The 21,931-nt window shown below is 38.9% G+C and carries 17 protein-coding genes; 10 read left to right on the top strand and 7 right to left on the bottom strand.

All coding sequences use genetic code 11. The features are described from left to right. Nucleotides 1-722 precede the first annotated feature (722 nt). Nucleotides 723-1,607: a ParA family protein gene (locus V7K89_RS20190; protein ID WP_335190205.1), complete on the top strand. Its 885-nt coding sequence runs from the start codon at nt 723-725 to the stop codon at nt 1,605-1,607. Between the two features lie 421 nt (nt 1,608-2,028). Beyond that, the gene (locus V7K89_RS20185) at nt 2,029-5,409 is read left to right on the top strand and encodes an EAL domain-containing protein (RefSeq protein ID WP_335190203.1); all 3,381 of its coding nucleotides are present in this window, start codon (nt 2,029-2,031) and stop codon (nt 5,407-5,409) included. A gap of 74 nt (nt 5,410-5,483) precedes the next feature. Here V7K89_RS20185 and V7K89_RS20180 read toward each other — a convergent pair whose 3' ends face one another. The 3 genes from V7K89_RS20180 to V7K89_RS20170 form a co-directional block, all read right to left on the bottom strand. Beyond that, complete coding sequence (locus V7K89_RS20180) at nt 5,484-6,635, bottom strand: histidine decarboxylase (RefSeq protein ID WP_335190201.1); 1,152 nt, start codon at nt 6,633-6,635, stop codon at nt 5,484-5,486. A 672-nt stretch (nt 6,636-7,307) separates the two neighbouring features. Continuing rightward, a complete protein-coding gene (gene ileS, locus V7K89_RS20175) occupies nt 7,308-10,187 on the bottom strand; it encodes an isoleucine--tRNA ligase (protein ID WP_335190207.1) in 2,880 nt (959 codons plus the stop codon). Nucleotides 10,188-10,487: 300 nt separating this feature from the next. Next, a complete protein-coding gene (locus V7K89_RS20170; protein ID WP_335190199.1) occupies nt 10,488-10,925 on the bottom strand; it encodes a hypothetical protein in 438 nt (145 codons plus the stop codon). A gap of 113 nt (nt 10,926-11,038) precedes the next feature. Between V7K89_RS20170 and V7K89_RS20165 the strand changes: the two genes are divergently transcribed. Both V7K89_RS20165 and V7K89_RS20160 read left to right on the top strand, forming a co-directional pair. Then, nucleotides 11,039-11,329, top strand: a complete 291-nt coding sequence (locus V7K89_RS20165) for a hypothetical protein (protein ID WP_335190197.1) — start codon at nt 11,039-11,041, stop codon at nt 11,327-11,329. A gap of 545 nt (nt 11,330-11,874) precedes the next feature. Beyond that, nucleotides 11,875-12,312 carry a hypothetical protein gene (locus V7K89_RS20160; RefSeq protein ID WP_335190195.1) on the top strand — a complete coding sequence of 146 codons (438 nt, stop codon included), beginning with the start codon at nt 11,875-11,877 and terminating at the stop codon, nt 12,310-12,312. A gap of 184 nt (nt 12,313-12,496) precedes the next feature. Here the strand turns inward: V7K89_RS20160 and V7K89_RS20155 are convergent, their stop codons facing one another. Next, a complete protein-coding gene (locus V7K89_RS20155) occupies nt 12,497-12,817 on the bottom strand; it encodes a hypothetical protein (RefSeq protein WP_335190193.1) in 321 nt (106 codons plus the stop codon). A gap of 83 nt (nt 12,818-12,900) precedes the next feature. Here V7K89_RS20155 and V7K89_RS20150 point away from each other — a divergent pair, with 83 nt between their 5' ends. Genes V7K89_RS20150 through V7K89_RS20140 form a run of 3 tightly spaced genes read left to right on the top strand, consistent with a single transcriptional unit; the run spans nt 12,901 to nt 15,926 of the window. Beyond that, the gene (locus V7K89_RS20150) at nt 12,901-14,448 is read left to right on the top strand and encodes an FAD-binding oxidoreductase (protein ID WP_335190191.1); all 1,548 of its coding nucleotides are present in this window, start codon (nt 12,901-12,903) and stop codon (nt 14,446-14,448) included. A gap of 23 nt (nt 14,449-14,471) precedes the next feature. Further along, nucleotides 14,472-15,176, top strand: a complete 705-nt coding sequence (locus tag V7K89_RS20145) for an actin-binding WH2 domain-containing protein (RefSeq protein ID WP_335190189.1) — start codon at nt 14,472-14,474, stop codon at nt 15,174-15,176. 42 nt (nt 15,177-15,218) lie between these two features. Beyond that, the gene (locus tag V7K89_RS20140) at nt 15,219-15,926 is read left to right on the top strand and encodes an actin-binding WH2 domain-containing protein (RefSeq protein ID WP_335190187.1); all 708 of its coding nucleotides are present in this window, start codon (nt 15,219-15,221) and stop codon (nt 15,924-15,926) included. A gap of 303 nt (nt 15,927-16,229) precedes the next feature. Here V7K89_RS20140 and V7K89_RS20135 read toward each other — a convergent pair whose 3' ends face one another. Further along, on the bottom strand, nt 16,230-16,652 hold the full coding sequence (locus V7K89_RS20135; protein ID WP_335190185.1) for a lysozyme inhibitor LprI family protein: 423 nt from the start codon (nt 16,650-16,652) through the stop codon (nt 16,230-16,232). A 77-nt stretch (nt 16,653-16,729) separates the two neighbouring features. Here V7K89_RS20135 and V7K89_RS20130 point away from each other — a divergent pair, with 77 nt between their 5' ends. Both V7K89_RS20130 and crtR read left to right on the top strand, forming a co-directional pair. Then, nucleotides 16,730-16,891: a hypothetical protein gene (locus V7K89_RS20130; RefSeq protein WP_335190183.1), complete on the top strand. Its 162-nt coding sequence runs from the start codon at nt 16,730-16,732 to the stop codon at nt 16,889-16,891. Nucleotides 16,892-17,409: 518 nt separating this feature from the next. Next, nucleotides 17,410-18,471: a beta-carotene hydroxylase gene (gene crtR / locus V7K89_RS20125; protein ID WP_335190181.1), complete on the top strand. Its 1,062-nt coding sequence runs from the start codon at nt 17,410-17,412 to the stop codon at nt 18,469-18,471. Between the two features lie 167 nt (nt 18,472-18,638). On the opposite strand, the gene V7K89_RS20120 is transcribed toward crtR, so the two are convergent. Both V7K89_RS20120 and V7K89_RS20115 read right to left on the bottom strand, forming a co-directional pair. Beyond that, nucleotides 18,639-19,565 carry a phosphodiester glycosidase family protein gene (locus V7K89_RS20120; RefSeq protein WP_335190179.1) on the bottom strand — a complete coding sequence of 309 codons (927 nt, stop codon included), beginning with the start codon at nt 19,563-19,565 and terminating at the stop codon, nt 18,639-18,641. A gap of 84 nt (nt 19,566-19,649) precedes the next feature. Beyond that, nucleotides 19,650-20,909, bottom strand: coding sequence for a DUF4912 domain-containing protein (locus tag V7K89_RS20115; protein ID WP_335190177.1), 1,260 nt, complete (start codon nt 20,907-20,909; stop codon nt 19,650-19,652). Between the two features lie 650 nt (nt 20,910-21,559). Here V7K89_RS20115 and V7K89_RS20110 point away from each other — a divergent pair. Continuing rightward, complete coding sequence (locus tag V7K89_RS20110) at nt 21,560-21,757, top strand: hypothetical protein (protein WP_335190175.1); 198 nt, start codon at nt 21,560-21,562, stop codon at nt 21,755-21,757. Nucleotides 21,758-21,931 lie beyond the last annotated feature (174 nt).

Genomic DNA, 21,931 nt, shown 5'->3' with positions numbered 1-21,931 from the left:
CTCCGAGACTTTTATTTATATTGCGATGATACGTATTATGCTTCGACGACTCGCATGAGTTTTTACTTTCTTGGACTTTTAAAACATCCTCTGAATTGTAAGTCATTTTAATTACCTTATAGGTTTGTGTGTAAATGCGCCTTTGATTTCACGAAATTATCGATCGGCTTCGTTCAATTCAATTAGCAAATGCATCCACATTTTGTACCCAATACTTAGTGATATTCACAATACTATTATTTTCTCACAATCGATTTAGGGCTACTGTATTTGTCAATACCTCTATAATTGCTTTGATGAGGGCGAGCTGTTACGGCATTAAGCCAAACATTGTCATTATGGAGTAAAGGAGGCTGTTAGCTCGATTCCAGGTAAAGAGCCAACTACATGTTGCTACCTCAATCGAGTAAAAATCGCTGAAATCACTCTTTTGAATTTCTGAAAATATTAAATTTAATAGAAGATTTAAAATATCAGCAGAGGTGTACGCTACCTAGTAGTCTGTCAAGTTTGATTTGATCGGTTGGTAGTTTGTGCTTTATAGCAGTTCCCATTCAGATGCGGTACAACGTTATACGCAAGGTGTAGGGGCACGTATGCCGTGTCTCTATGGGTGTACCTCACGTAAACAAGAACTGCTATAACGCTAACCACAAACAATCTGCACCCCTCAATTATTTCTTGACAAACCAGTGGGAATGCGTCAATAGAGGACTCAATCAATGGGATATGTAATTGCTACTGCCAATATGAAAGGTGGTGTTGGTAAAACTACCCTCACCGTCAACTTAGCTACCTGTTTAGCTAAAAATCATGGCAAGCGGGTGCTTGTCCTTGATTTAGACAGCCAAATTAGTGCCACACTCAGTTTGATGTCGCCTTTAGATTTTGCCAAGCTTCGTAAACAAAGTAAGACATTTAGGTATCTGATAGACGCAGTTATCAATCCAGACCCACAAGCAAAACTTACAATTCAGGATATCATTCAATCCCAGGTTTGTAATCTTCCTGGACTAGATTTATTACCGGGAGACATCGATTTATATGATGAATTTGTTGTTTCAGAAATGCTGCATCAGCAAGCAACTGCTTTGGGCGAACAGGACTTTGAAACAATTTGGAATCGCTTTGAAAGGGTCTTAATTAATAATATCTTAAAACCAGTACATCAAGAATATGATTTTATCCTTCTCGATTGCGCCCCTGGCTATAATCTCTTGACTCGTAGCGCTTTAGCCGCCAGTGATTTCTACATACTTCCTGCTAAACCAGAACCATTATCTGTAGTGGGTATTCAACTCCTAGAAAGACGGATTGCCCAATTAAAAGATAGTCATGGACATGAAACTAAGATAGATATAAAAATGTTGGGAATTGTATTTAGTATGTCTAGTGCTAACCTGCTCACTGGCAGATACTATAAACAAGTAATGCACCGCGTTGTAGAAGATTTCGGTGTCGAAAAAATTTGTAAAGTACAAATACCAGTTGATGTCAACGTTGCTAAGGCTGTTGATAGTTTTATACCTGCTGTTTTAAATGCTCCCCAATCAGCAGGTTCCAAAGCTTTCTTTCAGTTAACTCAGGAGTTGTTGCAAAAGTTATAGATCCAGTCAATCATTGATGAACAACATGATTTCCGATTTATTAAATTAGAGATATAAATGTAAAGACGTAGCACTCCTACGTCTTTACAAGGGTTTCAGGCAATGAATAATTTATTTTGGAGATGTCTATGTCTATTAAGTAGGTCGCAAATCTGAACCTTTCAATTTTTATAAAGGTTTGAAGAAAGAGAATTTATACTTACTCGGTGATAAACAAGCTACATGGAATAAATCTCGAATCCCCAATTTAAAATTCTCTATTCAAAAAAACTCTATAGGCATGAGGTCAATCTAAAATCCAAAATCCACAATTTAGTAACAAATAAGTTATCTTTTCTTAAAGTTCAGCAGTTATACGGAAGCTATAATTGGTGAGATTCAGCTATTGAGTGAAAAGGTCAGTAAATCTCACTAAGAAACAATGGTTAGTAACGATTCTGCACAGGCACAGAACAATCAGCACTTGCTAATGCGCCTACCACGGACTCTGAGTTATCTCGAAACCTGGGGCTTCGGGTTAACTGGTCATGTTGGATGGATTGGTACTGCCCCCATCATTCATGCAGCGTTAGGGCCGAAAGCTATCTTAGTTTGGTTTTTTGGCACAATTATTTCCTTTTTGCTTAACTTGCAGGTACAAAGTCTAGGTAGGCATTGGTCAGATGTCGCTGGAGGAACACCAAACTATACCACAAGGCTATTAAAGAACTTTCCTGGCTTAGGCCGTTACGTGGCATTAGGATACTTTTTTAGCTGGGCAGCAGCACCAGCACTGTATGCGATTATTCTCACTAACTTAATTAAAGTCAATTTTGAAACATTAGGTATTTCTTGTCCAGAAACTTTCTTAAAAGTCTTATTTACAGCGATCCCATTTATTTTAGCGTTCAGTGGCACCCGTGCTTTGGCGCTCCTGCATTTATTCTTTGTATTACCAGCAATTTTATTACTGTTATTGTTTTGTGTTCAAGGCGTATTATGGTTAGCCTTCTCATCTGCTAATTTTAATTTTCTCCCAACTAGCACACATAGCTTGAGCTTTCAAGAATGGGCAAAGTGGTTTTTTCTAGCTAGCTATTCAATTTATGCTTGTGAAACCACTTCTTCTTTTGTTGCTGATAGTCGCCACCCGTATAAAACTTTAAAGTTTTTAACCGTAGCTGCTTGGTTAATTCCTCCGGTGTTTCTAGGTGGTTCTTGGGTATTAATGTGTTCTACTCAAAATCCTACAATAGGTGATGCTTTCTTAAATCTAGTAGCGGCTTCTAAGCCTTTTTGGGGTGAATCTGCCTCTTTTTTAGTAACACTTCTGATTACTATATCTTGCCTTCTAAGTTCTGCTACAGCAGTTTCTAACTCTCCTCGGATATTATACCAGCTTGCCTTAGATAGACAGCTTTCTCCTATATTTGCATTAGTTTCCCGTCAAGGTGTCCTTGGCCCTGCTATTTTATTGACCTTTCTACTAAGTTTACTTTGTCTAAATTTGGGAAATGTATCTCAACTTGTTACAGTAGCAGGCACCTGTTATCTTATGTCCATTATGGGACTACATCTGGGATTATGGATGTGTCGTGGCAAAGCATACGTGTTATGGCCTTGGTGGTCACTTGTTTTTTTCTTGGTCGAAGCGGTAGTTCTAATAGTGGGAGGTTTAGCTTGGAACTGGAGAGATTTCTTAGTGGGATTATTATTACCCATTATTTTGACGATTGGAGATTTAGTGCTACGTCGGTTAAGATTTGCGCCATTACACCCAAATTGGTGGACACAGCGTTACGATACTAAGTCTAGTAGAAATAATCCAGATTTTGTAGTATTACAAGTGATTGTTTTAGTATCATTAATTTGTATTACTGCCACAATCAGTTGGGTTCTTCGCGATTTTTTAGATAGACATTCTAATAATCCTCAAAATTCTTTTTTAGCGATTTTATTAGTGACACTTTCTTTTACAGGGGTTGCGATCGCTTGCTGGACAACCTTACCACAAATTATTGCTATTGATGAAGCACGCAAACAAGCAAGAAACCTATTTATCACTACTCTTGATACCGTTCCAGATACTGTTTTAGTATTAGATGAAGACGGTACAATTTCTCAGACAAATGCTGCTGCTGAAGAATTATTTCAAACAAGTGTTCAGCAGTTACTTGGGCAAAACTTGAATCAACTTCTAATATGTTATCGTGGCAAACCGGAGCAATGGTCTATTAGGAGTGAGCAAAGCTTAAAAATTAACCAAGGTTTGCGAATTGTTGAATCGACGATTTCACAGCCATTTAATTCTCTGCTACGGGAGTATATTGTTATTGTCCGTGACATAACTAAGCGGAAGCTAGCAGAGGAAGAACTAGTCCAATATCGTTATCAGCTTGAGCAGTTAGTGCTAGAACGCACTATTGAACTAATTAGAGTTAATCAACAACTTCAACAAGATATTGTTAAACGTCAAGAAGCACAAGAACAATTACTGCACAATAGTCTTCATGATGGGCTAACTGGATTACCGAACCAACGATTATTTCTAGAGCGGGTGCAGCAAGCAATAGAACAGGCTAAACAGCAAAATAATTATTTATTTGCCGTACTTTTCTTAGACCTAGACCGCTTTAAAGTTGTTAATGACAGCCTTGGGCATCTATTAGGAAATCAACTTTTGATTGCAATTTCTCATCGGCTAAAGTCAGTTCTGCGAGGCGGAGATATAGTAGCTCGTTTTGGCGGAGATGAGTTTACAATTTTAATTGAGGAAATTGAGGATATCAACACCGCCATACAGGTCGCTGAACGAATTAAAAAGGTGCTAGCTTTGCCATTTCAATTAAACGAGCATCGCGTGTTTACTAATGTTAGTATTGGCATCGCTCTAAGTAGAGCAGATTATGAGCAAGCAGCGCAGATTCTACGCGATGCTGATGTGGCAATGTATTGTGCCAAATCACTTGGTAAGGCACGTTATGAGATTTTTGATCCAAAGATGCACGAAGGTGCAGCTTTGCTCTTAGAGTTAGAAACTGCTCTGCGAAATGCGCTGCTCAAGCAAGAAGAATTTCGCCTTAATTACCAGCCAATTGTTTCACTGATAACTGGCAAAATCATTGGATTTGAGGCACTGATACGTTGGTATCATCCAGAACGAGGACTTATTTCTCCTCAAGATTTTATTCCCTTAGCTGAAGAAACTGGAATGATTGTTAGTATCGGGCAATGGGTACTTTATGAAGCCTGTTACCAAATGCACAAATGGCATAAACAATTTCTTAGCTCACAACATCTGACAATTAGCGTAAATTTTTCTGGTAAACAAATCACTCAACCTGATGTGTTTAAACAGGTTAAACATATTTTGCAGCAAACTGGACTAGAGCCATGCTGTTTGAAATTGGAGATTACTGAAAGCTTGTTGTTGGATAATTTTGAATTAGCTACTACTGTGCTTTCTCAATTAACAGCACTGAATGTCGAGATGCACATGGATGATTTTGGGACTGGCTATTCATCTTTGAGTTATCTGCATCGCCTACCAATCAAAACCATTAAGATTGACCGCTCTTTTGTCACTAGTATAGGTAGTCGAGGAGAAAATTTAGAAATTATTCGAGCGATTGTGACATTAGCCCATAATTTAAATATGTCTGTCACAGCAGAAGGCATAGAAACTGTAGATCAATTAGCACAATTGAAAGCTTTACAATGTGATTATGGGCAAGGGTATTTTTTCTTACCACCTATGGAACGGGCAGAAGTAGAAATACTCCTTGCTGCTAACTTGTGCGGAAAAAACTTTTTAAAAAGATAAAATCTTGGGAGCAAATTCTGTTTAAAGAAACACTTTGTTAAACTGAGTGATTAATTTCACTTGGTAATCTATTTTTAGTGTAGTGCTGACTGTAGCTGAAAACTATTTACGTTATCAAGCAATCCTTCTGCTAACAAAAGTTCGTTAACAAAAGCATCAATTTTGTGCCGCTCGATATTTTGCATGACTACAATGTGTACCCAATTTTCAAAAGTTGCTAACTGCCACTTTTTAATTAACCTTTGAGAAGGTTTTTGAAACACTACGGTATTGGAAAACTTATTAAGCATACATGGATATTCTCTGATTTTAAGTTGTTGAAAAAGATATTGGGCATTATTTATACAGGTCTTCGCTTCTTTTGCTAATCCATCATAACCTCTTGTTTTCATTGCATACCAAAGAATCAGAGGGGTATGACCGTTTCTAGAACCGAGAATTGTTGTATCTGACGAACCAATATATTCAATTGCTGTTTCAACTTTTTCTACCCATTTTTTCTTAGTTAAAACTACACCACAAGGCAAGGGAGAACCAATGAATTTAGCAGAAATAGCTATACTATCTATGGGTTTTTGAAAGTTAACTTGCGGAGCACCATCTAAAAAGGGTAATATTAATCCTGAAAGGGCGGCATCACAATGAATGTAGTAATCTTTAATCTGATTGCGCTCTAAAATTTCGATAACTTTGTCTAAGTTATCAATTGCACCTTTGACAGTAGTCCCAATATTTAAATTGACGATCGCAGGATAATTGCGATTTTCAATAATGAGTTTTTCAAAATGTTCATAATTCATTTCTCCATTAATTTGTGAGTTAACAACATTGTGTTGAATGCGGAATAGTTTTGCTGCTTTGGGTATGGAGTAATGAGAGTCTTGTGATGAGTAAAGAATGCCATTAGGGTAGATTTCTCTTGCTAAGAACATCCCATATAAATTACCTTCAGTTCCACCAGCAGTAATATAACCCCAAAACTGATTTTCTGGGATTTTATAAAGGTTGGCAAAAAAAGATAATACTTCTTGCTCAAACTTACGAGAGTGGAGACCAAAATCTGGTTCAATATATGGATCTCCAGCATTATTTAACAGAAAATTGAAAAATTTTGCGATCGCACTGTAATCACAACTTAAATTATATGGATAGCCTGCATGAAACTGCGATCGCTGTTCTATTTGCAGCAGAAAATCAGCCAATTCATTAGCAATTTGATTTGACATATCTCTGTATCTCTTAAATTTTGATTGAGTTAATGGATGTTTTAAACGAAATTACACGTATTAATCCATACCTTCATTTTTTCTTAACAATACCTCTATTTAGCTGTTTAACTGAAGATAATATAGTGAAAATACTGATAAGTATTCAGTAATAATACCCATTTATTTTTTGCTAAAGTATATTACACTTAGAATTCTGCATAATACAAGATAAGCATAATGCGTATTACCTAAAATATCTTTTTACCCACTGACTGCAACCTGATTTAATCGCATATTTAATGTTGTGCTAGTTGCGTAATTTCTGGGAATGACTAGGCTATACAAACAAAGTACGCTTATGCCGACTTCATCAAGCTAAAAAGGTATTTTTATAAATTAAATATGCATTAGCGCTCTTTAAAATAAAAAAATACTCATACCAATTTTAAAAAACAATGTGACAGATACATACGGACATACCTTTGTTCTGTCTGGCTTTCTTAATGCATGAATTTTGAATTGGTATCAACTACTTATTGTGAGGTGGGCGTCTCTCCCGCCCATAGCAAAAGGCGGGCATCTTGCCCGCCTTACAAGTAGTAGTAATTTATTTGTTGGAAGTCCCTAAGTGCATTTAGCAATCTGTAGGTTAACGATTTCTAGTCTGCTAGCGCCGTGGAATTTTTGCTTTTAGAATTCTCCAGCTAAGGCTGCTACACACCGTTCGCAAATTAAGGGATGTTCTGCTGATTCTCCCACATGAATAGAGTAGTTCCAACAGCGATCGCATTTTTGCCCGTCTGCATTCACTACCCCAATTCCCCAGTCTTCAGTCTGCGCTGTATATTTCAATCCTTGCAACCCTTGAGCAGAATCTAATAATTCCACTTGGGAAGTCAGCAATAAATACCGCAGTTCGTCAATCCCGTTACCCTTAACAGGGTTAAAGGCTTTGATAGCATCACCTAATTGTTTGTCAGGTATATGAATCAAAGCTTTCGCCTCCAAGGAAGAACCAATGAGTTTTTCTATTCTGGCTTGTTCCAACACCTTATTAACATCGGTGCGGAGTTGTCGCAGCACTGACCAAAATTTCGCTAAATCTGGATTACGCCATTTTTCCTCAACCTGTACCCAACCAGCTTCAAACACTGATTTATAAGGTGTTTTGTAAGGGAGATATTGCCAGATATCTTCGGCGGTGTGAGATAACACTGGTGCGATCGCTCGTGCTAAATTATCTATTGCTATCTTCAGCACTGTTTGACAACTGCGACGGCGGAAAGCATCTTTTGCACTGATGTACAATCTATCTTTGGCGACATCTAAATAAAAGTTGGATAAATCCACCACGCAGAAATTCTGCACTGTTTGAAAAAAGCGGAAGAATTGGAAACTCTCAAAAGCTTGAGTGACTTCCTCAAATACTTCGGTGATGCGGTGCAGCATATAACGGTCAAGTTCTGGCAATTCCTCAAAGGGAACTGCATCTTTTTCGGGGTCAAAATCATCTAAGCTACCCAACAAAAACCGCGCCGTATTGCGAATTTTACCTCTAACATCATTCAGTTGCTTAATGATGTTTTTCCCAATGCGGACATCGCCGGAATAATCTACCGATGATACCCACAATCGCAATACATCTGCACCGTAGGGCGGTTCTACTTTTTGATTTTTCCCGCCTTCAATGATTGTATTTGGATCGATCACATTTCCTTCTGACTTACTCATCTTTCGCCCTTGTTCGTCCAAAGCAAAACCGTGAGTTAGCACAGTTTTGTAAGGCGCAATATCATTCACAGCTACGCTGGTGAGCAAACTTGATTGAAACCAACCGCGATGTTGGTCAGAACCTTCTAAATATATATCAGCAGGGTAGCGTAACTCTGGACGCTGTTGGACGACAGCCGCCCAAGATGAGCCAGAATCAAACCATACATCCATTGTGTCTGTACCTTTGCGGTAAGACTTGCCATTTTGGCGATAGGATTCGGGTAATAATTCCTCAACTGAAAGTTCCCACCAAGCATCGGAACCTTTTTCTGCGATGATTCCTTGGACGTGGTTGATAATTTCTTCATTCAGCAGTGGTTCCCCCGTGGCTTCATCGTAGAAAACGGGAATGGGTACACCCCAAGCACGTTGACGAGAGATACACCAATCGGAACGTTCCGCTACCATTGGCGTGATCCGATTTTCACCTTGGGCTGGAATCCATTTTACAGTTGCGATCGCCTCTAGCGCTTCTTCTCTAAATCCTTCCACGGAAGCAAACCATTGTTCAGTGGCGCGGAAAATTGTTGGCTTCTTCGTCCGCCAATCATAAGGGTACTTGTGGGGATATGGTTCTTCTTTCAACAAAGAACCAGCCGCACTTAAAGCATCAATCACCGCTTGATTCCCATCACCCAAGACATTCAACCCAGCAAATTGTCCCGCTTCTTCGGTAAAATTGCCATTGTCATCTACTGGTGCAAGGATGGGCAAACCGTAGCGTTGACCAACAATGTAGTCTTCTTGACCATGACCGGGAGCAGTATGTACCAACCCCGTACCCGACTCAGTAGTGATGTAATCACCGCCGACGACAATCGGACTTTCCCGGTCAAATAGAGGATGACGGTAAGTAGTATGTTCTAAATCATTCCCCTTAAACGTGGCTTTTACAGTTAACTCAACTCCCAAGGTTGAAGATAAACGTTCCACTAAATCAGCAGCAACGATGAGGTATTTGAAATTACTCTCTTGCTCTCCCTGGTGGGAAACTTCCACTACTGCATAATTTAAATCTGCATTTACCGCCACAGCCAAATTTCCTGGAATTGTCCAAGGTGTAGTTGTCCAGATAGCCACACCTAAATCTGACTGATATTCCGCCAACAGTGGTTTTACAGTTTTCGCCAAACTTGTAACCAGAAAAGCTGCATAGATACTACGGGAAACGTGACCTTCAGGATATTCCAACTCAGCTTCAGCCAAAGCGGTATGAGAACTGGGACTCCAGTGAACCGGCTTTAAACCGCGATAGATATAGCCTTTTAAGAACATCTGACCAAACACACCAATTTGAGCCGCTTCATAAGCCGGCTTGAGGGTTAGATAAGGGTGGTTCCAATCACCCCAAATACCGTAGCGTTTAAAATTATTGCGTTGGTCGTTTACCGTAGCTAGGGCAAATTCTTCCGCTTTTTGCCGCAGTTGTAAAGATGTTAAGTTTTGCCGTTCTGCTGACTTCATGTTCTGCAAAACTTTTAACTCAATCGGTAATCCGTGACAATCCCAACCAGGAACGTAGCGAACTTTACGCCCTTGTAAGATTTGGTAGCGATTAATAATATCTTTGAGAATTTTATTTAAGGCATGACCAATATGGAGTGAGCCATTTGCGTAGGGAGGCCCATCGTGTAGTATAAATAATTCGCCAGGGTTATTTTCAAGGAGGCGATCGTAAATTTTATTTTCTTCCCAGAATTTTTGGATTTCAGGCTCACGCTTGATGGCATTTGCCCGCATATCAAAATTAGTCTTGGGTAGGTTTACAGTATCTTTGTAACTTCCTGATTCGGTCACAGTCTCATGCCTAGAATTAGGTGTGCAGGTTTTATCAATTATAGAAGATGACATGAAAACCAAAATTTGCTTTTTGAGAGCGAGTTTGATAAACCTCTGCCTACCACCTTGAATTTTCGTTAATAAAGTTGCAAATAAAAGATAGGATTTCACAAGGGCGTAGGCGTAGCCCGTCGTAGACATCGCTACTATAAAATTCAGATGGATTAAAGGTAGGTTGGGTTTCCTTACGTCAACCCAACTTATATTTAATGCACAAATTTAGCTTTGACACGGCACTAGATTTATGCAGGAAGTGGATTATTGCAGCAAAGGAGTTGTGCCGTTACCGTTAATTGACGCATTCGCAATTGCAGCTTGAGCAGGTTGACTGGCAAGAACCGCTACAATTGGAGCAGCTTTTGAACTAGATTGTTTATTTCTTTTTCCATTAGAGCCGCCAGCCTTGGAATACTGTATACTGTTTCTGCCGTAGATAGTTGCAACTCCACTTAGCATTCGTTCAGACATTTCGGAGAGGGCTTTATCCATCTGGATTATTGTTTTACGCGATTCTTCAAGATTGGACACAAGCGTGTTATGAGCTTCTAACGTCGCACGGGTAGTGTTGATCAAGTGGTTGTAGGCTTCAATGGTTAATCCATGTCCTAAATCCAGATTTTCATCAACCGATTTAAGCAAGGCGAGACGAAGTTGAGCTTTGTCAACAGCAGCAGAACCACGAGTTCTTAAAGACATAAGATATCCTTTTTTTAAGAATTACTTTTTCAACATAGTGGAGTATCCTTTTGCCTGAAATGGGTAGTTTTGTGGATTTATTTCATTAAAGCTTCAACGAAATAATTACGAGTTTGTCTGTATTTTTACTCATTTTTCATATCGATTTGTTGTTTGAGAATAAGTGCAATCAGCAAATGCGATCGCCAAATCAACAAATGCGATCGCCAAATCAACAAATGCGAACGCCAAATCAGCAAATGCGATCGCCGAATCAACAAATGCGAACGCCAAATCAGCAAATGCGATCGCCAAATCAACAAATGCGAACGCCGAATCAACAAATGCGAACGCTAAATCAACAAATGCGAACGCCGAATCAACAAATGCGAACGCTAAATCAACAAATGCGAACGCCAAAATAATATTAGAAAGAGGAAACTAGAACATCTAATTCCCTCCCCTTTATAAGCTACGGTCGGTGTACACACAAGTCAAATTACCCCCCTTAATCTCCCCTTGTAAAGCAGGGCTAATTCATTGTGATGAGAGAAAATTAGGGTAGCCAGAAGTTAGCGTAGACTAAATCTTTTAGCGGCTGATTTGATTTGTCCACTCTCCCCTTGCCAAGTCTCATTTGCGGCGTTGTGTTTCTTTTTGCTCCACAGGACGAAAGTGGAACTTGTTGTTTGCAAGGGCTGTGATTTTTTGGTCTACTGAGTTGAGTAACTTAAGCAGGCGATGTTTTAGGAGGATTGCGCCAAGGCGATCGCATCCTTACATCTGTCTACGAAAACTCTGCACCCACACCACAGTTAGTTAAAGAAAATTAACAGTCTTTAGGCGTCCAAAAATAATTAATCAAAAATTGAAATTACCTTTTGTGATAAATTCATACCATGATTAGTTTGTACAGTGCATAAGTCTTATCTCAATATTTATGCAAAGGTGTCTTGATTACATGAATCTGATGAACTTTAAAATCCAAGGCTTTTTTACGACGTTAATAATTGGTACTGTGTCAGTATTGACCATTTCAGACGCTATCTCTCAAAAGGTGAACGCCGAAGCTGCGCCTTCTTGTAATAATGCAACCATAAAAGGTAGCTATGGAGGTACATTGACGGGGACGGTCTCAGAAATACCTGTAGCTTCAGTTGGTTTATACAAGTTTAATGGAACGGGAAATTTTCAAATAATATCTTCTAATAGCGCTAACGGTACTATATCTACAAACAACCAAGGGTCAGGAACCTATAGTGTTAAACAAGATTGTACGGTGCAGATAGGATTTTCAAATGGTAGTGATACTTATAGTGGTATTATTGTTGATAGTGGTAAGGAAATCTTTCTTTTGGCAACTGTTCAAGGTTCAGCAGTTACTGTTACTTTGAAAAAAGTAAACTGATTTACTCTATCTGTCCCAACCCTTGAAATCAATCAGTTACCTGACTCACCGGATTCCGAGAAACCAGACATTAAAGAATAGAAGAAAGAGTGCAAGGTGACAACCCAATTAGCTCTCAGAAGATGGTGGTGTAAAGCTAGTTGGGTTTACAAGGGTGACTTCAGAAGCGTAGCGGTTAAAGTCCCTAACGTTGAAAATCTCCGAACTCCTCATCATCGTCTATTCCTGCCCGACTTAAAGCATACTCTGATAGTAAGGGCGTATCTCTCCTATGGCTCTCTGCCCATTCCCGAAAAGCTGTTATCCACTCAACAGCCGTTGCAGTTTTGTAAAATAGCTGCTCCTGTTTTAATTTCATCAACTGCTCAAGCAATGCATCTAAATGTGGCTTAACCACTTCAACAGGGAGCTTAGTTACGTTTGCTAACACCTGCACAACGCCTTCTAACTCTTCTCTGTCAACCTCTGAGGGAAATGGTAGTATTTGATTATTATTGTTGACCACGCTCGTAGCTCTCCAAAAATAATATCGTATCTACTTTCTTCATTCTCAGGTAGTTTTGGAATGTAGAGTTGAATTTTTCCAAAATGTCTTTAACTGAAGAAATTCTTTCCCAATTACCTGGCGATGTTTTAAAAGGATTGCGCCAAGGCGATCGCATCCTTACATCTGTGCGCGAAAACTCCGCACCAGTACCAACCTTAGTTAAAGAAAGTCAACAGCCTCTAGGCGTTGTAGATTTCGATGTGCTAATCTGCGGTGGCACTTTGGGCATTTTAATTGGTTGTGCCTTGGCGGTGAAGGGGTTGCGGGTGGCGTTATTGGAACGGGGAATTTTGCGGGGGAGGGAACAAGAGTGGAATATTTCTCGTAAAGAATTAGATGTGTTTGTGGAATTGAACTTGCTGAGTGAAGAAGAATTAGCAAGTGCGATCGCCACTCAATATAATCCAGCGCGAGTTAGTTTTGCTGGCGGTACAGAAGTTTGGGTAGAGGATGTCTTGAATATCGGCGTAGATCCAGTTTATCTACTTGCTACCTTGAAAACCCGATTTCTTGCCGCCGGGGGAAAGTTGTTAGAAAACACACCCTTTAGCGAAGCAGTGGTTCATCTAGATGGGGTGATGATAAATAACCAATTCAAAACTCGCTTATTAATCGACGCGATGGGACATTTTTCACCCATCACCCAACAAGCACGCCAAGGCAAAAAACCAGACGCACTGTGCTTGGTTGTGGGAAGTTGCGCCCAAGGTTTTCCAGAAAATAACTCAGGCGATTTATTATTATCATTCACATCATTGCAGAATCAATGCCAGTACTTTTGGGAAGCCTTTCCAGCCAGGGATGGCAGAACTACTTACTTATTTACCTACATGGATGCACATCCCCAACGCTTGAGTTTAGAAGCTCTATTTGAGGAATATCTGCGTCTTTTACCAGAATATCAGGGAGTGGAGTTGAGCAAGCTGAAATTTCAACGAGCGCTATTTGGTTTCTTTCCCACCTATCGCCAAAGTCCGCTAAAAACCCCTTGGAATCGCATTTTACCAGCCGGAGATAGCAGTGGTAGTCAATCTCCCTTGAGTTTTGGTGGTTTTGGGGCAATGGTGCGTCATCTAAAGCGTTTAACTTATGGCATTGACGAAGCGCTAGAAACAGAACAATTATCTGCAAAAGCGTTAACACTGCTGCAACCTTATCAGCCAAGTTTGACTGTTACCTGGTTGTTTCAAAGGGCGATGAGTGTTGGTGTAAATCAGAAAATTGCCCCAGATCAAATTAACCAATTACTCTCAGCAGTATTTCAAGAAATGCAACAGTTGGGTACGCCAGTGTTAAAACCATTTTTACAAGATATAGTGCAATTTTCGGCACTAACGCAAACACTGTTAAAAACTGGTCTATATCATCCTGCATTAGTTGTCAAAATAATTCCACAAGTAGGTTTGGCAAGTTTGTTAGATTGGATGTTACATTACAGTAACTTAGGTGTATACACTGTCTTGCTTTCGCTAAGTCCAATGCTAGAAACATGGATTAAGAATCAACCGAACGAACAACAATATTATTGGCATCGTTTGGTTGATGCTTGGAAGTATGGTTCTGGCGGTGATTACTCAGATGAAACTTAGAATAATATCGGTGTGAGGATAACATGATTGAACGGAAATCTTCAGGAATAAAATACTTTGCAGTGCTGATTGGATTCTTGCGCGATCGCCAAGGTTTTCTAGAGGAAGTTCGCCAAGGTACAAGATTACCAAATAAAATAATTTCTTTGCTAGTTTGCAGTTCTTTATTTATCGCTGCTTATGGCGGAATCATTGGTGCATATCATAGCTGGATGCAAGCTATATCTTCCGCCATTAAACTCCCAGCCCTTTATCTAATCACACTTTTGATTTGTATCCCGACGTTGTTCTTTGCTAATATTATTTTTGGTTCCAAGCGGACTTTTGCACAGCATTTAGCATTAGTTTTAACTGCGGTTTCAGTCACCAGCGTACTTTTATTTAGCTTTGCTCCAATCACACTCTTTTTCTTAATTACCACCAATAATTACCAATTTCTAATTTTGTTAAATGTCTTGATCTTTGCCATAACTGGATTTATTGGTGTTTCGTCTTTATATCAAGCTACGAGTTTAGTTTTAGAACAAGATAATGAAGGTAGCAAGACACGCCAGAAAATTTTACAATTTTGGCTATTTCTTTATGCTTTCGTCGGCAGTCAGTTAGGATGGACTCTCAGACCGTTTTTTGGCACACCTGATTCTCCTTTTCAACTATTCCGCGAAAGAGAAGGTAATTTCTATTTAAGCCTTATTAAATCTATTGGCTATCTCTTGGGAGTTCGTTAATTAGTCATTAGTAATTCCACCAAATATACAACAGATAAAATTATGCTGAAGAAGCAAAACCGCGGAATTCAACAATTTGCTGTTTTGGTCAATTTACTGCGCGATCGCCAGTCATTCTTAGAAGAAATTCGTCAGGGAGTGCGATTACAAAATAAAATCACTTCTCTATTCGTATCTAGTTCTATTTTCTTTGCACTTTATGGAGCAATTATCGGTGCATCCCACAGTTGGGCACAGGCATTATCGGGTGCTATTAAACTTCCGGTATTTTATTTAATCACACTGATTATTTGTTTCCCGACTTTATTCTTTTTTAATGTTTTGTTTGGTTCTCGGAGCAGTATTTTACAGCATTTCGTTGTACTACTCACATCTGTATCAGTGATTAGCGTACTTTTATTTAGCTTGGCACCAGTTACGCTATTTTTTCTAATTACTACACCCGATTCTTATCAATTTTTTAAACTGCTGAATGTATTTATTTTTGCTATTACAGGCATATTTGGCGTGAAATTCCTTTATGAGGGAATGCAATTACTTTCTCAACAAGATGAAGTTGGCAAAAAAACCCGCACCACTATTTTAAGATCCTGGTTATTGCTTTATGCCTTTGTTGGTATGCAGTTAGGATGGTTTCTCAGACCATTTTTTGGTGCCCCTGACACTAAATTTGAGTTGTTTCGGGCAGTCAAAGGCAACTTTTATTTGGATATTGTAGCGGCGATTTCCGAAATTTTGGGTTTGCGTTAATCTCAGAATTCAGAATTTAGGAGTAAAACACGCTTTATATCTTAATACAGTTCAATTAAGGATTTTTTCCTTTTCTCTGTGTCCTTTGCGGTAGCCTGCGGCAAGCCGCTTTGCGTCTACGTTAAAAAAATTGGCTTTGACAAAGAGTTTTAACCTTAACTGAACCGTATTGCTTTATATCTGGGTAACAGACGAATCGTTGTGTACTTTACTTTCCTTGAAATCTGCTGTAATATCATGTCCGGCTAATTAGTTATAATTCCCAAATCTACCGCAGAAAGCCCAAAAACCCCTTCCTCAGGCTTAAGAGTCAGTTTTGAGATATTCTTGTAATTGTTGGGTACGCAGTTTTGTAGTCTTTTCCAAACAACCAAAATAAATGCTAGAGGCAATACTTCCGCCCTCATATTTGCTTCTCTCAAACTCACAATTGTTATCTCGAAACTTGATCCATGCTAACTGTGCAGCAATCAATTTCTGTTTTCTAGACCTTTCTAAGGTAGATACCAATTGTTGATAAACTTGATTCAGTTTTTTATCTGTATTCTGATAAGATAATTTCGTACATTCATTAATTGCTGCTTGAGTTTGAGGATTATTGCAGTTGAGCTTTTGAACTAAGCGCATCTCAGATAGATCAGGCGTTGTGCCTGCTATTGTTATGGCAGAGGTATTTAAACTGCTAAGAGTTAGTACACTGGTCAAAACTAGTAATAATTGACGCATAGCAAAACTTTTCTTATGAAGTATAGAAATTTGATATTTTAGCTAGTGTCGAACTCAGAATCAGATTAGGAAGTAGTATGCTCCCCAAATCAGTATTATGGTTCGCACTAAGTTTTCTCTATTCTGGCTACCACGACACTCCTGCACTGGAGTTTTGGTTAAAGGAAGAAGACAGCAACTGCACGGAATCAAAAGGGGAGCTAGCGATCGCTAGTATATATACTTATGACATCAGTTAAGAAAAAAGATGATTTTTTGATTTAAGCAAATAAATTATGCATTTTTGTTAAAAGTATGATATCTGTGTTGAAAATATTTTTATTATACGTCAAATTCGACGAAACTCTTGCGTTGATTGTTCAAAAAACTGTATTCTTTATATTGTTGAAAATTGATTTTTACACAATCAATAACAAAGTGTCATTTCAGCACATCGGAAAAACATTGTCTGGGCAAATCGATAAATGTCGATATCAAACCAAAATCTATGTATGCCGTTGTTGCTGGCATTATGAGTAACAGGACTCACTCTCGAAATGAAAAATAAAATATTTTGTTTATGTGTGTAGTTTAGCAAGAAATTCAAAATTGTTTCTATTCCCTATATCTTACAGTCCATACCTAATTTGAATAGAGAAGAGTATTGGCTAAATTTTCAATCTTTTCATCTCTCTAATTGAGGCAAGAAATCTATTCTGTGCTGGCTGAGTTTGGGATTTCAAGCTCATTTTATCAACGAATCACGACCAGGAAAATTATGACCTCTGTAGATCCTAATTTTTTTGACATCCCGGACAAAAGCCTAATCATCATCGACTCAGCTGTTGATGACTATAAAAAGTTAAATGGCAACAACTTGGAAGTCATTTTTAAAGACGTAGTAGATACAGAAGTAAGAACGGTAATTTCAGAAACACATAAACTGCTGAAAGTTCCACCGAAGGAATTGTTAGCGCCTCCTGGTGATTTCAATCCTACACTACTACTGTTTTTTGCATCCGTGACAGTATTGGTGTCATCTCATTGTGGTTACTGGTTTTGGCAATGGCCAGACTGGCTGTGTTTTGGTTTTAACACTATTGCTTTGCATTGTGCTGGAACAGTAATTCATGATGCTTGTCACCAATCTGCCCACCGCAATCGAGTAATTAATGCCATGCTAGGGCATGGTAGCGCCTTGATGCTAGGATTCGTTTTTCCAGTGTTTACACGAGTACATTTGCAGCATCATGCTCATGTCAACCATCCCAAAGACGATCCAGATCATTTTGTTTCTACAGGTGGTCCGCTGTGGCTGATTGCATTTCGATTTTTGTCTCATGAGGTGTTTTTCTTTCGACGGCGACTGTGGCGCAAATATGAGCTATGGGAATGGTTAATTAGCCGCTTAATTGTTGTTGCAATTGTTTATATTTCGGTTCAATATCATTTTTTAATGTACGTTCTCAATTTTTGGGTTGTACCTTCTGGTATAGTGGGATTAATACTGGGCTTGTTTTTTGATTATTTGCCCCATCGTCCTTTTGTTGAACGCGATCGCTGGAAAAATGCTCGTGTATACCCCAGCCCAATTCTTAACATCCTGATTTTAGGTCAGAACTACCATTTAATTCATCATTTATGGACTTGTATTCCCTGGTACAAATATCAGTCTACATACTATCTGATGAAGCCTTTATTAGATGAAAAAGGCTGTTATCAAACTTCAGGGTTACTGCAAAAGAAAGACTTTTTAGAGTTTATTTATGATATCTTTGTCGGAATTCGCTTTTCTCATCAAAAAACTAAAAATCAAGATGAATCACAAAGTCGTAAATAACTATTAACTTGCAAATTGGTCATTAGTTATTGGTCATTTGTAAAAAATCAATAATATCAAATTCGGTTAATTATATGATGTCTGCTTAATGACTTATTAAACCCGAATCACCCCTTCCCGCCAAAGCATCGAGGTGGGGTGCAATAACTGTGGAAATTATAACTATTTTATTTTTTGTAAATCAAAAAAACTGAACCAATCGGTCCAAGGTTTTCTACATAAATTTTCTGGTTGTAATACAATCCTGGAGACATACCTCCATCAAATAAAATCCCTTCTTGAATCTTACCTAAACAGTTATTGCTAGCAATACCTTCCAAGACATTATCAAACATATCTGGCATTAATTCTCGATTAAGTTGAGATAATTCAATACCTGAATTAGCTTTCAAGTCATTAACCAATAAGATTACATAACCTTGATTAGTGATAGCTGCTAGAGAGCGATTAGTTGCATTTTTACAAGCAAATTCTCCCAAATCTTCACAAATATCTTTAAATTTACCCTGACGATAGAATCTGCCATTACCACTCACTAAATTGTAATTGAGAATATCGTTTTTTCTTCTGCCAGCTTGAATAGTAGCCTGTCGCTGCTGGGGTGTACCTCCTGATATCCCAAAGGAAGAACGTTTATTTTTAAATGCTCCTGAATACTCTACACCACGAGAAATATTTAAGCCTTGTGGTTTATCATCAGTATCTATATAGTCGGCATTAATTGCGGCAATAGGTAGCTGTCCGTTTAATTTGGCATTTTCATCAGCGATAAGTTCATGAAACTGTTTTGCTACATATTCTTTACGTAGTTTACCTCTACTATCTTGGGCGTAGAGTTTATGAGATAGACCAACATTAACTTTGAAATCTAATTCTGGTGATTTGGGATTAAAAATAATCACATTGTTAATACCTTTGGAATTTTTTTTACCTTGATTATTGGTTCTAAAAAAATCAATACTGAAGTTGGCATCTTTGCCAGGGCAACTTTTAGACGCTTTTGGGACTAAATTTGCTTCTATCTTTTGGCAACCTGATAATAAGCTTGCACTGATTATCAAGATAAATAACAAAAATAACTTTTTTGTAGACATAATAATATAAAAAAACCGCTACAGAATTACTATAGCGGGGAATAATTTAAAATTTCAGTCTAGAGTCAATCTCAGAGCCAAAACTTAAGAGAACCATTCTAAGACGGCTTCTTCTTTGGTGTTAGTATTCCGAGATGGTGTCTCACGATTAAATTTCATTTGAATTGACCGGGTTTGCTCACCATCAGCAGCTACAGCCAAAATTGGGTAGTCAATTAAACCATCCTGGAAGGACATCTGGAAACGGAATGTTCCATCTGGGTTTAGCTTAATTTGACGGCCACCAATGGTTACAGTAGCATCGGGTTCGGTTGCACCGTAGACTATCAACTCAGCATCGGCAATTAACCAGAATTGGCGCGGACGCACTGGTACAGCGGAAGCCGAGAAGCCAACACCTGACATTCCTGCACCGGAAGCGGTTAAGCCAGACGCAGTGGGAATTGCCCAAAGACCGACACCTGATGGGAAAATGTAGGAGCTAATGGCTTGTTCGGGACGCACTGCACCTTGTTGGGAGCCGAAGATAGAACCAGCAACCCGTTGTACTTCGGCAGATTCTGCTAAACCAAAGATTTCATCGTAGATGGGGTTGCTGTTGCCATTTACAGCATTACCAACATTACCATTGGTGGTAGGTGCAACTTTCTTGGCAGGAGGAACTAGTTCGTACTGTGTCTGGCCACGTAAATCTTCTTCAAAATTTACAGTGATCACGACATCCTCAATCCAGTCAGAAGGATAGACGGGAGGAATGTGTACTCTACTAGAACGAGCTAGTACTAACCAGCGACCATCAGCAGCACGATAGCCAATATCGATTACATAATCGCGATCGCTAACTGGAACTGGTAGATACCATTCTCTAGCTAATTCATCAGCAGGATATTCTTGAATGCTATGTGGGCTTTGGTGTTCGATATCAATGTCGGTGACATCATAAATCCGTAGTGCCAGTTGTTGTCCGCCTTGCCGACGCAGTTCCTCTTTGTGTTCATTGGCAACATCCCAATAAGTGTAAGCCCATTGAGGATCGCGCGGTAAAAGTACAATCCGGCTTTCACCATAGCCAGAGGGCAAATCTGCCAGTCCTTCATCAACATCAGCCAAAGATCCACCAGTACGATCTTCCTGACCTAATTCAAACTTTGCAGCTTCCACAGTTTCTTGTGCCTCCAATGAACGAGATGGACTAAGTAAGTTTTTGCTACGCTGGACTTCTTGTATTGATGTCAGCAGTTGTGATTTACGCATTCGGCTATAGCGAGAGATGCTATATTCGCTAGCAACTTTGCGTAGTTGACGTAAGGTCATCTCCTCTAGTGGCGGGCGTTCTTTTGCCATTAATTTGGCCTCCAGTAGTTTAAGCGGTAAATGATTTTCCCTGGTTAAAGAATGCTATGTAAAATGTCATCCATTCCAGATGAATTTCTTATTCCTGACTCCTGGTTTTGCCCAGTTTTTAAGTTTTTTAATCTGTTTTTAAATTGAGTCAACATCCTTTCAATTCCTGATAATGCCGAAATCAGCATTTCTTTGGGATCGGAAGATTTCTGTTTGTTAAGTCTATATTAACCACTAAGTATATCTAGGGATCAAGGGGTATGAGGTGGGTTTTTTGGCTGTTTCACGAATTTATCAGCCCTTCTGGGATCTTATTGTCATGCTTTTCTGACAATTGTGGCGCTCTACATGTGCTCAATGGTAATAATGTCATAAAAACATGACATTATTTTCTGGGTCAGCCAAAAACTACAATTTTTGAAGAAGAATTCAGAAGTCAGAATTTAGGAGCAAAGCCAAAGACGCTGCGCTATCTACTTTATCGTTCACAATTCATTCTCAATCCTGGTGACTGACGCTTTTATTCTGTTTCGTTAAAGCTGACGCCTTTTTTACCTACCATTATGTGAAATTAAGTCCCAAGATAGTGTGTACCGCACCATAGAAGAACTTAAGCTTGGCATATAACTTTAGGGTTTAGGGAAATAGTTATGAATAAGGAAACAGTTCCTAGTCAAGCTGAAAAGTCTAATCCAGAAGGCGATCCATCACAATTAAGTCCAGAGGTACTGGACAAAATCAAACACCCTGCGAGAATAGACGATGTTATTCGGGAGCAATCACCACAAGAACGTAGAAGTAACCCAGCTTTAGTACCAGAAATGATTGACGATCCAACTGATGAATGATTGGGTTTGCAAAAGAGTAATCGAAAAGCTCAGATTCGCTACTTCTCCACAAAGTAGCGAATTTTGTTAATAATGTGTTGTTATTCAAGATATCGAAATAAATTCAGGAATTACACAAAATCATCAAATAACATAGACGCACTGCAAATGCGTCTTATTGGCGTAGCTATCCTA

Source organism: Nostoc sp., from assembly GCF_036917515.1.
GTDB lineage: Bacteria > Cyanobacteriota > Cyanobacteriia > Cyanobacteriales > Nostocaceae > Nostoc.
The sequence above is the reverse complement of the archived record's forward strand: the minus strand, read 5'-3'. Positions and strand labels throughout refer to the sequence as shown.